Below are 13796 nucleotides of genomic sequence, written 5' to 3' on the forward strand. Positions count from 1 at the left end.
CCGGCCGGAAGGAAGCGGCGGGCGGCTCACCGGGTGGCCCAGCTCAGTACCTGCGTGAGCACCCGCAGCGCTCCGAAGTGCGCTGCCCCGCGCTCGATCACCAGCTTCGCACCGGGAATCCGCTCGGCCAGCCACCGGGTGTGCTGCACCGGGGCGAAGACATCGTCCTCGCCGTGCCAGAGCAGCACCTTGGCGCTGATGTCCTCGGGCCGGAACCCCCAGTCGGTGCTGAACGACATCACATCGTCGATCCAGCCGCCGGCCGAACTGCGCAGCCCCTCGGCGAAGTTGCGCACCAGCATGGCCCGGATGCCCGCATCGGCGACGATCTCGCGGTCCGACTCGGGCAGCCCGCGGCGCATGGCGGCGACCGAGGCCATCGGGTCGGCCCGGATCGTCACCGTACGGAATTCCAGCGCGGCCGTCAGCTGGCGGTGCCCGGCCGCCGCGTTGATGTACTCGCGGACATTGGACTCGGTCATGCCCTCGAACCAGTCGAGGCCCTGTGCGTCCCGCGGAGCGAGGCCGACGAGGGCCGCCGTCCGGACGGTGCGCTCCGGCAGCAGTGCGGCGCAGGCGAGTGCGTGAGGGGCGCCGCCGGACCTGCCGACGACAGCGAACTCGGTGATGCCGAGCTCGTCGGCGATGGTTTCGACATCGGCCGCGGCATGGGCCACGGGCCGTCCCGGTAATCGGTCGGACGCGCCGTAGCCGGGACGGTCGAAGGTGATCAGGTGCACTCCCAGCCGGTACAGCACCGCACTGCGGGGAGCCGGTCCCAGCCGGCTGCCAGGGGTGCCGTGCAACAGGAAGACCGGTCTGCCATGCGGGTTCCCGTGCCGCTCCACTGCGAGAGTCCGACCGTCCCGGGTGTGAATCAGCTGCCCCAACTGGTGCCTCCCCCTCCGACCGATACGCGCAAGTATGGGCGCACCCCGAGGGCGCGGTACATAGCCGCACGACCTGGGGGCGCTGCGGAAGCGCACTTGGCCGGTCCTCGGGTCAGCCCAGCCGGGGGATCTCGATCGCCGGGCAGCGGTCCATCACCATGTCGAGACCGGCCGCGCGGGAGCGCTCGTACGCCTCGTCGTCGATCACGCCGAGCTGGAACCAGAGGGCCTTGGCGCCGATGGCGGCGGCTTCGTCGGCGACCTGCCCCGCCAGGCCGGAGTTGACGAAGACGTCGACGACATCGACGGGGAAGGGGATGTCGGCGAGCGTCGCATAGCCGTGCTCGCCGTGGACCGTTTCGGCCTTCGGATGGACCGGGACGATGCGCTTGCCGTAGCGCTGGAGGACGTCGGCGACGCCGTATGCCGCTCGGTGCTGGTTCGACGACAGGCCCACGACCGCCCAGGTGTCGCCGAGCTCGGTGAGGATCTTGCGGATCGTTGCTGGGTCGCCGTACACGGTCGGCCTCCTCTGGCTTCCTGAAAGGGCTGCTGAGGCTGCCAACAGTGTCTACCGGGCCGTGATTCCCGGTCGGAGCGCGGGGACTTCCAGGGGTCGGGAGAGGCGGGAACGCGGCCGGAGGGGCTGGCGGTCAGGAACGCGGCCGGAGGGGCTGGAGCTCAGGAACGCGGCCGGAGGGGCTGGAGCTCAGGAACGCGGCCGGCGGGGTTGATCGGCTCGCTCCGCGTTCTTCTCCTTGATCCGCACGGCTGCTTTCCGGACCTCGGCCTGGGTGGCGCGTTCCTTCTGCAGCCACTCGGGAAGGTCTCGCTTCAGCGCGTCGATCTGCTCCGTGGTGAGGGCGTCCGTGACTCCGCCACGCGCCAGACCTGCGATGGAGACGCCCAGCTTCGCCGCGACCACCGGCCGGGGATGCGGGCCGTTGCGTCGCAGTTCCACCAGCCACTCGGGCGGATCGGCCTGCAGGGCACTCAGCTCGTCGCGCGAGACGACACCTTCCTGGAACTCGGCGGGGGTGGCCTCGAGGTACACACCCAGCTTCTTTGCCGCGGTGGCGGGCTTCATCGTCTGGGTGGTCTTGTGCGACGTCATGGCGTCAAGAGTATCGAGCGTGTGCGCTACCTCTGACCATGACCGGTAGCCTGGCGCGGTGACAGGCTCGGAAGTATCCCCTTCGTTCCGGCTCGCGTATGTCCCGGGAGTGACGCCCACGAAGTGGGTGCGGATCTGGAACGAGCGGCTGCCTGACGTCCCACTGACCCTCATCGCGGTGACCGCCGCCGAGGCACCCGACGTGTTGCGGGGCGGCGGCGCCGACGCGGGTTTCGTGCGGTTGCCGATCGACAGGACGGACCTCAGCGCAATCCCCCTCTACACCGAGACGACAGTCGTCGTGGTCCCGAAAGACCATGTCGTGGCCGCGGTCGACGAGGTGTCCGCCGAGGATCTGGCCGACGACATCGTGCTGCATCCCCTCGACGAAACCCTTGACTGGGAGCATCGGCCGGGACGGCCCGCGAACGAGCGCCCCGCCACGACGGCGGACGCCGTCGAACTGGTGGCGGCAGGAGTGGGGCTACTCGTCGTCCCGCAGTCACTTGCCCGCTTGCACCACCGCAAGGACCTCACGTATCGGCCGGTCTCGGACGCCCCCGAGTCGCGCGTCGCGCTGTCGTGGCCCGAGGACGAGACCACCGACCTGGTGGAGGATTTCATCGGGATCGTCCGCGGGCGGACGGTCAACAGCTCTCGGGGGCGCTCCCCGGCCGCGGCACCGGCGCCGGCTCAGCCGAAGCGCAAGCGCCCCGACACAGGCGGCGCACGGCACAAGCCCGCGGCCGGCAAGTCGACCGGCAAGAGCCCACGGAGCGGTTCCGGCGGCCCCAAGGGCGCCAAGCGCGGCAAACCTCGCCGCAGGTCGTAGCCTCGGCGTCCCGCATCCGTAGCCTCGGCGTCCCGCAACCGTGGGGTCCGGGCGGCGTTCACCCGGGCTGGATCATGAGCGCTCCGGGACGGTCGGTGTGCTGGGACGAGGAATGCCGGGGCGGGCCGCCGGGGCGTACTGAGCGGCCTGGGTGTGGAACATCGCGGCATAGCGCCCGTTCGCCGCGATCAGTTCGTCGTGGCTGCCGTGTTCGGCCAGGCGGCCCTGGTTCAGCACGTAGATGGTGTCGGCGTAGCGCACGCCGGACATGCGGTGGGTGACCAGGACGACGGCGCGCCGGGGGCCGGCGAGGCGCCGGATGCGGTCGAAAGCCTCGATCTCAGCCTCGGGGTCCAGCGCGGAGGTCGGCTCGTCGACGATCAGAATGGTGTCGGCCGGGCAGGTCTCGGTGCGCCAGTGGGTGCGGGCCAGGCCGATCTTCTGCCACTCCCCGCCGCTGATCTCCGATGCACCGCGGAACATCCGGGCCAGCAACGTCTTCAGCCCGTGGGGCAGTTTCGCCATGACCGGCGTCGCCCCGGCATAGCCGACCGAGGGCTTCAGTTCCTCGTGGGAGGCGGCTTGATGGGGACGTCCGATCTGGATGTTCATCGCGGCGGTCACCGGCCAGCGCTGAAAGTCCTGCGTGAGCAGGGTGACCCGTTCGAAGAGGTGGGACCGGTCCAGATCGGTCACGTCCACGCCACCCCAGCGCACGCCGCCGCTCTGCGGCAGCAGCAGTCCGGCGAGGATCTTCATCAGGGTGCTCTTGCCCGAGCCGTTCTCGCCGACCACCGCGATCACGGAGCCCATCGGTACGGTCAGCGACACCTCGTCCAGCGCGGGCTCGTCCCGGTCTGGGTACTGATAGCTGACCTTGTCCAAGGTCACCCCGTCCATCCGTATGGGCACGCTCGCACCTCCCTGGGGGATGGCGCGCTGCGCCGCCTCGGTGAGGAATCGGTCGTGGTCCTGGACGTACAGAGACTCTTCGTGGAGCTGGTTGATGTTCATCACCAGCGCCCCCAGGCTCGCCGAGCCCGACCGGACAGCGATCACCGCGGTGCCGGCCACCGCAAGTTCCATATGGCCGGCCACGATGAGCCAGCCCATCACCCCATAGGTGCAGGCCATGGCGAAGCCCGAGAGCGCCGCGGCCACCAGTTCGGTCACCGCCTTGTCGTTGGCGAGCCGCTTCTGCTCGGCCTCGGCGCTCTCGGCCATGTCGCGGTAGCGGTCCAGCAGGAACGAGCCGACCGCATGGATCCGCACCTCCTGAGCCGCGGTGCGCTCGGTGAGGAGGTTGCCGATCAGTCGGCTGGCCCGCATGTGCTCGACCCAGGTCATCACCGACACGTACCGCTCCTGCGCCACCCGCATCGCGCCCCACCCGCGCGGGGCGGCGATCAGCAGCAGCATCGGCAGCAGCGCCGGGTGCAGGACAGTGAGGACTCCGGCGGTGGCGATCAGGGCGATCGTGCCGTTGAGCGCGGCGACGCAGGCCCCGATCATGCGCCGGGCGGAGGCGGCCCCGTACTGCGCCACGTCGATCAGACGGCGGAACTCCGGGTCCTCGATCGCCTCCAGTTCCACCGCGGTGGCCGCTGCCAGGTATTCGGTGGTGGCCAGTCGCTCCACCAGTGGTTCCAGGCGTCCGGCACGGGAGGTGGACCAGCCCGCGAGGCCGGCGTTGACCACCGCGACGACGGCGACGGTGATCAGGCCGGGCAGGGCGTTGTGCAGCCGGTCGACCGGTGTGCCGGCCCCGAGCAGGGCGTGCATCACCGTGTTGACTGCGAGCAGGCTCACCGCGGCCACGATGCCCTGCCCGATCTCGCTCACCCCCACCCCCAGCAGCGACGGCCGGTCCGCCTGCCAGGCCCGGCGCAATGTCCCGCCCACCAGCCGCGGCATGACCCGGATCGCGGTGAGCATCGTCAAGTCCAGCCAGGCGCGCTCATGTTCGGACCACCCCGTGTCGTATCGCAGCGGCCCTCCGAACAGCTCCCGCTCCGCCTCCGAGACCGTGGGCTCGGTCATCCGTACCTGCCCGAAGAACCTCTTCACGCCGCATCCCCCCCGCCCGGGACCGGAGAGGTGATGTGTGCGACCCGTCCGTGGCCGGGCCGCTGTAACCACGAGGCGGGCGGCGTCAACCTGAGTGACGCCAACTCGTCTCGGAGCCGGGAACTGTCGGACACACAAAGGTCGATGGCATACCAAGGCAGGGGATCCACGACGTCTCCTCAAGGGACAGTGGGGATGAGGGTGCCCGGAGAACGTGCCTGATCAACACCCCGTCACGGCGCCGGACGGATGAATCTTCGGGCGAAGGTTCGATTGTGACGCAGGAGCAAGTGCCTCTTTCAGGGATTGCCTCGGCTGTCGCTCCCATCGGTGCCGACGAGGGCCAACCGCCCTGGGGCGCGTGGATATGCACAACGAGCCGGCCGGCCGCGCGGCCCGGGCCCCTGGAGGGAGCCTGGGCCGCGCGGCCGGCCGGGGTCGAGCGGGGTCGAGCGGATCGACCGAGGTCGGGCGGTTTACGGTGTCAGCACCCCTCCGATGCGGACACCGTTGGGAGCACCCAGGGCCGTGGTGCCGTAGTAGATGCCCGAGGTGGCGACGACCCCGCTGCTGGCGCTGTTGTCGAGCTGCAGGATGGTGCCGTTGTTCGCGTCCTCACCGTCCGCGCCGATGGCCAGATCGGCCCGGCCGTAGCCGGACAGATCGGTGAGCGAGACGGACGAACCGAGACGGTCACCGGCCTCGGCGTCGCCGGGGATGCCGGTGGTGTCCTGCGTGTACGCGAAGGAACCGGTGCCCGTCGGGCCGGCTGCCGAGCCGCGCAGCAGGATCACCATGCCCGCGTCCGCGCGAGTGGACCCACTGCGCGTGATGTCCTCGCCCGGCACGCCCGTGAGGACGTCCGCGTATCCGTCGAGATTGAGATCGCCGACGGATACGGACGCACCCATGTCGTCGCCGGTCTCGCCGGCTTCGGGGACGCTCGCCGAGTCCTGGTGGAGCGTGATCCGGCCGGTGGAGGTCAGACCGGTGGACGAGCCGAGGACGACGGTCACCGCGCCGCCCTTGGCGGTCGTGCCGGACTCGGTGGCCGAAGGCTGGCCCACAGCGAGGTCGGTGTAGCCGTCGCCGTTGATGTCGCCCGCGGCCAGGCTGCGCCCGCCTCGTGCGTCGAGGATGCCGACACGCTGCAGGCCTGAAGCGGAGCCCTTCAGCCACAGGAGTCGGGAAATCCCGCTGGGGTCACGGAAGTTGACAGCGACGTCGGCGTAACCGTCCTTGTTGAAGTCGCCGGTGGCGGCCGCGGCGTAGGCGACGGGGCCCGTGTAGGCGGTGGTGTTCAGCAGGCCGGACCTGGCGGCGCCGGTGGTGGAGTCGTACGCCCACCAGCGGCCCGGCACACCGGGAGCGACGGAGAAGACGTCCGCCTTGCCGTCGGCGTTGAAGTCACCCGCGGCGACCGTCGTGCCCAGCTTCTCGCCGTTCGTACGCACGGCGGCATCGGTCCAGTACGCCTTGCCGCTGGTGAACGCCGGACCGTACATGACACTGACGGAGCCCGTGTCGACCTGGCTGGCCAGTTCGTTCTCGCCGGGGACGCCGATGACCAGGTCGGCGTAGCCGTCGCCGTTGACGTCCCCGTACGCGGAGGAGGTTCCGAAGGCGTCACCGCTCTCGGACCGGCCGGGCACACCCGGGCTCTCCTGGTTGAGGGTGCGCCGGCCGGCGTCGGTCGGGCCGTTCAGCGTGCCGGGCAGGACCGTGACCGAGCCGTCGCCGCTCGCGACCCGCGGCAGGCCCGCGACCAGATCGGTGATGCCGTCCCGGTTGAAGTCGGCTGTCGGGATGGCGGAGTTGCGGCCGGGGCCGGCGGCGAAGTCGCGGATCGAGGACAGCTTGGCGTAGAGGTTCTTGCCCGGGCACGCGGTCGCGTAGGCGTCACGGTGACCCGAGATCACACTCATCGTGGCCTGCTGGCCCTCGGTCCACTTACCGGTGTTGCCCTGGGCGGTCAGTGTCACCGTGCCCTTCGGGTTGCCGCCGTACTGGCCGAGCTTCCAGGCGGCGACCCGGCCGGCCGACTGCAGCGCGGCAGTGGTCGGCTTACCCGCCGGCTTGCCCGTGGCGGTATCGCCCTCGAAGTCACCGAGGAGGGCGATGCCGGTGGAGTAGCTGTTGAAGCCGTATGTGTGGGCGCCCTTGACCGGCAGGTCGATGCCGCCGGCGCGGCCCTCGAAGATCTGGCCGCACTTGTCGACCAGGAAGTTGTAGCCGAGGTCGTTCCAGCCCTCGGTCTTGACGTGGTACGTCATGATGCCGCGGACCAGGGCGGCCGACTCCGCGCAGCTGTAGTTGTTCGAGCCGACGGTGTGGTGGATGAAGACCGCCTGCACCTTCTCGATGTACTCGGCGGGGTCGTCGACCATCGACTCGTCCGCGCCCCACTGCGCCCGGTTGATGATCGGCGGCTGCTTCACCGTCGATGGCAGTGGCGTCGGCTTCGTGGGGGTCGGGGTCGGAGTCGCGGTCGGCGACGGAGTCGTCGCCGACGCAGACGGTGCCGCCGTTTCGGTCGGGACGCTCGTCGGCGAGGCCGAGTCGGACGGAGTCACGGAATCGGCCGGCGACGGCGAGTCCGTCGGGACGCCGGGTTCGCTCGGGGAGGCGGACGGGCTCTCGTCCGCGGCGAACGCGGCGCTGTCCATGAGCGGAGCTGCCGGGTTCTTGGCCTCGGCCTTGCTGACGCCAGGGTCGACCATGTGCAGCTTGAGGCCCTTGGGGAGGGACTTGCCTGATTTCACCCGAACCTGCACCGCGGTCGACGGGCCCACCCACAGCGGCTCGGACGCGCCCTGGGCCGTTCTGCCCTCGGGGGCGTCCGGCCGGTCCGCGTCCAGCTCGAGCGCTTGCCAGCCGGACCACTTGCCGGTCTCTGCTTCACGGGTGCGCACCTGGGCCGTGCCCTCGACCCCGGCGGCGGCGCTGTCCCAGCCGATGCCGACGAGGGAGAATGGCTCGGTGTCGGTGGTCGGCAGCTCCCTGTCGTTCGACCCGCCCTTGGTGATCTGGAGCGTGCGGAGTTTCGCCGCCCGCTCCTCCTGGTGCTGCTTCTTCGGGGGGTCGGACGGGTTGGCCGTGGCTATGGTGACCACCCCCGCTCCGCCGAGGACGACGGCGCCCACGGTCAGCCAGACTCGGCGCTTCATGCTCAGTGGTCTGTACGCATGCGACGTACGCGGGCTCAAGTGCCCCACCTTTCCCGAAAGTTCCTTTGCGGCACGCCCGTCACATGGGCGACCCGTACTACCCAGCGCCGGCCGTCGCCGAAACATCACGGGTCCGTGTGAGATGTGCTGTGGATCACAGGTGAGCACTGTCGGGCTTCGTGCGCTGTGGGCAGGCGCGCATTCCCCTCCGTGCCTTTCCCTCCGCGCACTTCCGCTCTGTGCGGCGCATAGGGTGGCCGGATGCAGGAGCAGTACCGGACGGTCGCCCGCGAGGGTGTGCACGAGACCGAGATCAACAGATCGCGCTTCCTCTGCGCGCTCGCGCCCGCCGCAACGGAGGAGGAGGCGCAGGCCTTCGTCGCACGCATCCGCAAGAAGCACCCGACCGCCACGCACAACTGCTTCGCGTACGTCATCGGCGCCGACGCGGCCGTACAGAAAGCGAGCGACGACGGCGAGCCGGGCGGCACGGCCGGAGTGCCCATGCTGCAGATGCTCATGCGGCGTGAAGTCCGTTATGTCGTAGCCGTGGTCACCCGCTACTACGGCGGTGTGAAACTCGGCGCGGGCGGGCTGATCAGGGCGTACGGCGGAGTGGTCGGCGAAGCCCTGGACGCGTTCGGCACCCTCACAAGACAGCGCTTCCGGCTTGCCACCGTCACCGTCGACCACCAGCGGGCGGGCAAGCTGGAGAACGATCTGCGGGCCACCGGACGGGATGTGCGTGAGGTGCGGTACGGGGAGGCCGTGACCATCGAGATCGGTCTGCCCGACGCCGATGTGGACGCCTTCCGCGGCTGGCTGGCCGATGCCACGGCGGGCACGGCGGGGCTGGAGCTGGGCGGTGAAGCGTATGGAGACGCCTGACGGATTGGGGACGCCTGACGGTGTGGAGACGCCTGAAGCCGCCCGTGATGTCCGACCCCACCGATACTCTCGGGGATCATGAGATTCCTGCATACGTCGGACTGGCACCTGGGCCGGTCGCTCCACCGGGTGAGCATGCTCGACGCCCAGGCCGCGTTCCTCGACCACCTGGTGGCGACGGTGCGCGAGCGCGACGTGGACGCGGTGCTGGTCGCAGGAGATGTGTACGACCGGGCGGTGCCGCCGCTCACGGCCGTGGAGTTGTTCGACGAGGCACTGCACCGGCTCGCCGCCGCGGGCGTGCCGACCGTGATGATCTCCGGCAACCATGACTCGGCGCGGCGGCTCGGCGTGGCGGCCGGGCTGATCGAGCGCGCCGGAATACATCTGCGCACCGACCCGGCCGGGTGCGCCACCCCCGTGCTGCTCAGCGACGCCCACGGCCCGGTCGCCTGCTATGGGCTGCCCTATCTCGAACCCGCCCTGGTGAAGGACGAGTTCAAGGCGGAGAAGGCACATCATGAGGCCGTGATCGGCGCGGCGATGGAGCGGGTACGGGACGACCTCGCGAAGCAGGAGCCGGGCACCCGGTCCGTCGTCCTCGCCCATGCCTTCGTTGCGGGCGGCCAGGAGAGCGACAGCGAGCGGGACATCACCGTCGGAGGCGTGTCCGCCGTGCCCGCAGGGGTCTTCCACGGCGTCGACTATGTCGCCCTCGGCCATCTGCACGGCTGCCAGACCATCACTGGGGGTCCCCACGTGCCCGAAGGGCTACGGGGGAGGGTGCGCTACTCGGGCTCGCCCCTCGCGTACTCCTTCTCGGAGTCGCAGCACCGCAAGTCGATGTGGCTCATCGACCTCGGCGCGCAGGGCGAGATCGACGCCGAGCGCATCGACTGTCCCGTGCCGCGGCCCCTCGCCCGGCTGCGCGGGACGCTGGAGGAACTGCTGGAGGACCCGGCGCTGGAGGCGCACGAGCAGTCGTTCGTCGAAGCGACCCTCACCGACCCGGTGCGCCCGGCCGAGCCGATGGCGCGTCTGGCCGAGCGCTTCCCGTACGCCCTGAGCCTCGTCTTCGAGCCCGAGCGCTCCGACGGCGACTCGGTCGCCTCGTACGCGCAGCGGCTGAAGGGGCGCGACGACCAGCAGATCGCCGAGGACTTCGTGGCCCATGTGCGCGGCGGCAGCGGGCCCGATGACCGCGAGCGCACGGTGCTGCGCGGCGCGTTCGACTCCGTACGGGTCGAGATGAGCGTGCGCGAGGTGGCCGGGTGAGACTGCACAAGCTGAGCGTCGCCGCTTTCGGCCCCTTCGGCTCCGGCCAGGAGGTCGACTTCGACGCGCTCTGCGCCGCCGGGATCTTTCTCCTCCACGGTCCGACGGGAGCCGGCAAGACGTCTGTTCTCGACGCCGTCTGCTTCGCGCTGTACGGAGCGGTGCCGGGCGCGCGGCAGAGCCCCGGGGCTTCGCTGCGCAGCGACCATGCCGCCGCCGGGACATACACCGAGGTGTGCCTCGAACTGACCGTGGGCGGACGGCGGTTGGAGATCACCCGGCGGCCCGCGCAGCCGCGCCCCAAAAAGAAGGGCACCGGCTTCACCACCGAGAAGGCGCAGAGCTGGCTGCGGGAGTACGACTCCGAGACGGGGGAGTGGAAGGCGCTGAGCCGATCCCACCAGGAGATCGGCGACGAGATCACCCAGCTCGTCGGGATGAGCCGGGACCAGTTCTGCCAGGTGGTGCTGTTGCCGCAGGGCGACTTCGCGCGCTTCCTGCGTGCGGATGCGGAGGCGCGGGGCAAGCTGCTCGGGCGGCTCTTCGACACCCGGCGGTTCGCCGCGGTCGAGGAGCGCCTCGCCGAGCAGCGGCGCGCAGCCGAGCAACAGGTGCGGGCCGGTGACGAGCGGCTGCTCGCGATCGCCCACCGGACGGAGCAGGCCGCGGGCGCGGCGGCGGGCGACTGGTCGCCACCGCGCCGGCAGCCGGGCGATCCCGGGCTCGCCGCGGCCGTCCTGGAATGGGCGGCTGTCGCCCGCGCGGGCGCGCGAGAGAGGCTGGACATCGCCGGGTGCGCGCTGGCCGCGGCGGAGAGCCGGCAGGCCGCAGCCCGCCATGCGCTGGAAGCCGAACGGGAACTCGCCAGGCTCCAGGAGCGCTACGAGGACGCCAGGCGACGGCATGCCGCACTGGAGACGCGGCGTGCCGAGCGGGAGCAGCTGCAGGCCACCCTGGAACGGGCCCGCAAGGCGGAGCTCGTCGAACCCGCGCTGAGGCTGCGGGACGACGCCGAGCGGGACCACCGGGTCGCGAGCGCGGACCGCGAGCGGACGCGGGCCGGGCTGTCGCCGGAGCTCGCCGAGGCCGGGGCGGACCAACTGGCAGCCCTGGAGCGGGGGCTCCGCCAGGATCTGGGCGGCCTTGACGCCGCGCGGCGGGCGGAACGACGCAGCGCGGAGATCACCCTCGAACGCGCCGACCTCGAACGTCAGGCGCGGGCGGACGACGACATCCTCCAGGACGCGGCGGGCTGGCTGGCGAACTGGGCGACCGTACGCCGCACTCACCAGGACCGGATCGCAACGGCGCAGGATGCCGCCACCCGCGCGGAACACCTCGCCGGCCGGCTCGACCCCGCCCGCCGCAGACTGCGCGCGGCCCGCAAACGGGACGAGCTGGCCGCCCGCACCGAGCAGGCCGAGGAGCTGCTGCGCGCGGCCCGTGAGCGCGCCAACGCGACCCGCGAAAGCTGGCTCGACCTCAAGGAACGCCGACTGCGGGGCATCGCGGCGGAGTTGGCTGCCGGGCTGGTGCCGGGCGATCCGTGCGCGGTCTGCGGCTCGCCGGAGCATCCCGACCCCGCCCGCGCGGAGGCCGGTCATGTGGACCGCGCGGCGGAGGACGCGGCGTACGCGGACTACACGCGCGCGGACGCGAACAGGGGGGCGGCGGAACGCGAACTGGCAGTGGTGCGGGAGGCGTTCACGACGGCGGGAAAAGAGGCGCGGGCCGATCGGGGCGCCGAGACCGGCGCGCCGGAGGGCGATACGGCAGCCGAGTCTCGCGATCCCGAGGTGCGCGAACTGGCCGCCGTCGTCCAAGAGCTGGAGTTCGAGCACTCGCAGGCCCACCGCATCGCCTCCGGAATGCACGCCGCCCGTGAGGCCCTGGATCAGGCCGAGCGTGAGCACCAGGAGCGGCTTGTCGCGCAGCAGCAGGCCGAGCGGCGGGTAGCCGCCCGTACCTCGCGGCGGGAAGCACTCGAGCGGGAACAGGCCGCGCTCGAAGGCGAGTTGGCCCTGGCCAGGTGCGGCGCGGGCAGTGTGGCCGAGCGTGCCGGGCTGTTGGAGCGGCGGGTGCGGCTGCTCGGCGAGGCCGTCGACGCGGTACGGGCCTTCGACGTCAGCGCGCAGCGGCTGAAGGAGGCCGACGACCGGCTGGCCGACGCGGCGTTCCGGGCAGGGTTCGACACGCCGCGTGCCGCGGCCGCCGCGCTGGTCGGCGATGCGGCGCAGCGCGCACTGCAGCACCGTATCGACGCCTGGCAGACCGAGGCCGCCGCCGTCGCCGACCGGCTCGCCGAGGCGGAGACCCGCAGTGCCGCCGAGCATCCGCCCGCCGAGCCCGAGGCGGCCACGGCTGCCCACGACGAGGCCGAGCGCCTCCTGCGCCACGCCGCGTCCGTGCTCGCTGCGGCCCGCGACCGGTGCGCGGAACTGGCCCGGCTGTCCCGCCAGGCCGTCGCGGAAGTGCGCGGACTCGGCCCGCTGCGCGAGGAGTACGATCGGGTCGCCCGGCTGGCCGGGCTCACGGCCGGCACCTCCGCGGACAACGAACGCAGGATGCGGCTCGAGTCGTACGTTCTCGCGGCCCGGCTCGAACAGGTCGCGGCCGCCGCCACCGCGCGGCTGCAGCGCATGTCCTCCGGCCGCTACACCCTCGTGCACTCCGACGCCCGGGCCGGCGGCAAGCGCTCCGGGCTCGGGCTGCATGTCGTGGACGCCTGGACCGGCAGTGAGCGCGACACCTCGACGCTCTCCGGCGGCGAGACCTTCTTCGCCTCGCTCGCCCTCGCGCTCGGCCTCGCCGATGTCGTCACCGACGAGGCCGGGGGCGTACGGCTGGACACCCTCTTCATCGACGAGGGCTTCGGCAGCCTGGACGACCAGACCCTGGACGAGGTGCTCGACGTACTCGACTCGCTGCGTGAACGGGACCGCAGCGTCGGCATCGTCAGCCATGTCGCCGATCTGCGCCGCCGAATCCCGGCACAGCTGGAGGTCGTCAAGGAGCGGCGCGGTTCGGTGGTGCGGCTCCGCTCGGCCCCGCTCAGCGGCTGATCGGTCGGCGCGGCAGTGGTGAGGAGTAGACGACGCTCGTCGTCACTGAGCCGAGCGCGCCGATCCTGCCCGCGACCTCTTCGAGATGGCTCATGGACCGGGTGGCGACCTTCAGTACGAAGCAGTCGTCGCCGGTCACATGGTGTGCCTCAAGAATCTCGGGCGTCGTGTCCAGCAGATCGTGGAACGGCTTGTAGTTGCCGTGGGGATAGCGCAGCCGAACGAACGCGAGGACCGGCAGGCCCAGCCGCTCCCGGTCGACCACCGCGGTGTACCCCGATATGACGCCCGCCTCCTCCATTCGCCGCACCCGCTCCGTGACCGCGCTCGCGGACATGGAGACGGCCCTCGCCAGCTCGGCGAAGGAGGCCCGGCCCTGGTGCTGGAGGGCATGGAGGATGCGCCAGTCGGTGGCGTCCGGTGAATATCGGGTCATGTCCGAGAGATAGCAGGGTAATCCCCGGCGGATCAAGACAAGTGCCGGGGAATCTCACTTCAGCC

The 13796-nt window shown here is 71.3% G+C and carries 10 protein-coding genes; 4 read left to right on the forward strand and 6 right to left on the reverse strand.

Annotation, left to right across the window (positions count from 1 at the left end; genetic code table 11):
* Window positions 1–26: 26 nt before the first annotated feature.
* From ACQEVG_RS13560 to ACQEVG_RS13570, 3 genes are all read right to left on the reverse strand, one after another.
* Window positions 27–890 carry an alpha/beta fold hydrolase gene (locus tag ACQEVG_RS13560; protein ID WP_432981995.1) on the reverse strand — a complete coding sequence of 288 codons (864 nt, stop codon included), beginning with the start codon at window positions 888–890 and terminating at the stop codon, window positions 27–29.
* Window positions 891–1002: 112 nt separating this feature from the next.
* Window positions 1003–1410 (reverse strand): CoA-binding protein, encoded by a 408-nt coding sequence (locus ACQEVG_RS13565; RefSeq protein ID WP_432981998.1) that lies wholly within the window; start codon window positions 1408–1410, stop codon window positions 1003–1005.
* A 189-nt stretch (window positions 1411–1599) separates the two neighbouring features.
* On the reverse strand, window positions 1600–2004 hold the full coding sequence (locus tag ACQEVG_RS13570) for a DUF5997 family protein (protein ID WP_432982001.1): 405 nt from the start codon (window positions 2002–2004) through the stop codon (window positions 1600–1602).
* Between the two features lie 58 nt (window positions 2005–2062).
* Between ACQEVG_RS13570 and ACQEVG_RS13575 the strand changes: the two genes are divergently transcribed.
* Entirely contained in the window at window positions 2063–2836 is a 774-nt protein-coding gene (locus tag ACQEVG_RS13575) for a LysR substrate-binding domain-containing protein (protein ID WP_432982004.1), read from the forward strand.
* A gap of 72 nt (window positions 2837–2908) precedes the next feature.
* Here ACQEVG_RS13575 and ACQEVG_RS13580 read toward each other — a convergent pair whose 3' ends face one another.
* Together ACQEVG_RS13580 and ACQEVG_RS13585 are read right to left on the reverse strand one after the other, a co-directional pair.
* Window positions 2909–4903, reverse strand: a complete 1995-nt coding sequence (locus ACQEVG_RS13580) for an ATP-binding cassette domain-containing protein (RefSeq protein WP_432982008.1) — start codon at window positions 4901–4903, stop codon at window positions 2909–2911.
* A 476-nt stretch (window positions 4904–5379) separates the two neighbouring features.
* Window positions 5380–8070, reverse strand: coding sequence for an FG-GAP-like repeat-containing protein (locus ACQEVG_RS13585; RefSeq protein ID WP_432982011.1), 2691 nt, complete (start codon window positions 8068–8070; stop codon window positions 5380–5382).
* A 261-nt stretch (window positions 8071–8331) separates the two neighbouring features.
* On the opposite strand from ACQEVG_RS13585, the gene ACQEVG_RS13590 reads away from it, so the two are divergent.
* The 3 genes from ACQEVG_RS13590 (at window position 8332) to ACQEVG_RS13600 (ending at window position 13295) form a co-directional block, all read left to right on the forward strand.
* The gene (locus ACQEVG_RS13590; protein ID WP_432982014.1) at window positions 8332–8958 is read left to right on the forward strand and encodes a YigZ family protein; all 627 of its coding nucleotides are present in this window, start codon (window positions 8332–8334) and stop codon (window positions 8956–8958) included.
* 78 nt (window positions 8959–9036) lie between these two features.
* Window positions 9037–10233 (forward strand): exonuclease SbcCD subunit D, encoded by a 1197-nt coding sequence (locus tag ACQEVG_RS13595; protein ID WP_432982017.1) that lies wholly within the window; start codon window positions 9037–9039, stop codon window positions 10231–10233.
* Window positions 10230–13295: an AAA family ATPase gene (locus tag ACQEVG_RS13600; RefSeq protein ID WP_432982020.1), complete on the forward strand. Its 3066-nt coding sequence runs from the start codon at window positions 10230–10232 to the stop codon at window positions 13293–13295. Before ACQEVG_RS13595 ends, ACQEVG_RS13600 begins: the two co-directional genes overlap by 4 nt.
* Here ACQEVG_RS13600 and ACQEVG_RS13605 read toward each other — a convergent pair.
* Window positions 13285–13731 (reverse strand): Lrp/AsnC family transcriptional regulator, encoded by a 447-nt coding sequence (locus ACQEVG_RS13605; RefSeq protein WP_432982023.1) that lies wholly within the window; start codon window positions 13729–13731, stop codon window positions 13285–13287. The genes ACQEVG_RS13600 and ACQEVG_RS13605 overlap by 11 nt on opposite strands.
* Between the last annotated feature and the right edge of the window lie 65 nt (window positions 13732–13796).

Source organism: Streptomyces sp. CA-135486 (assembly GCF_050936555.1).
Lineage (GTDB): Bacteria > Actinomycetota > Actinomycetes > Streptomycetales > Streptomycetaceae > Streptomyces.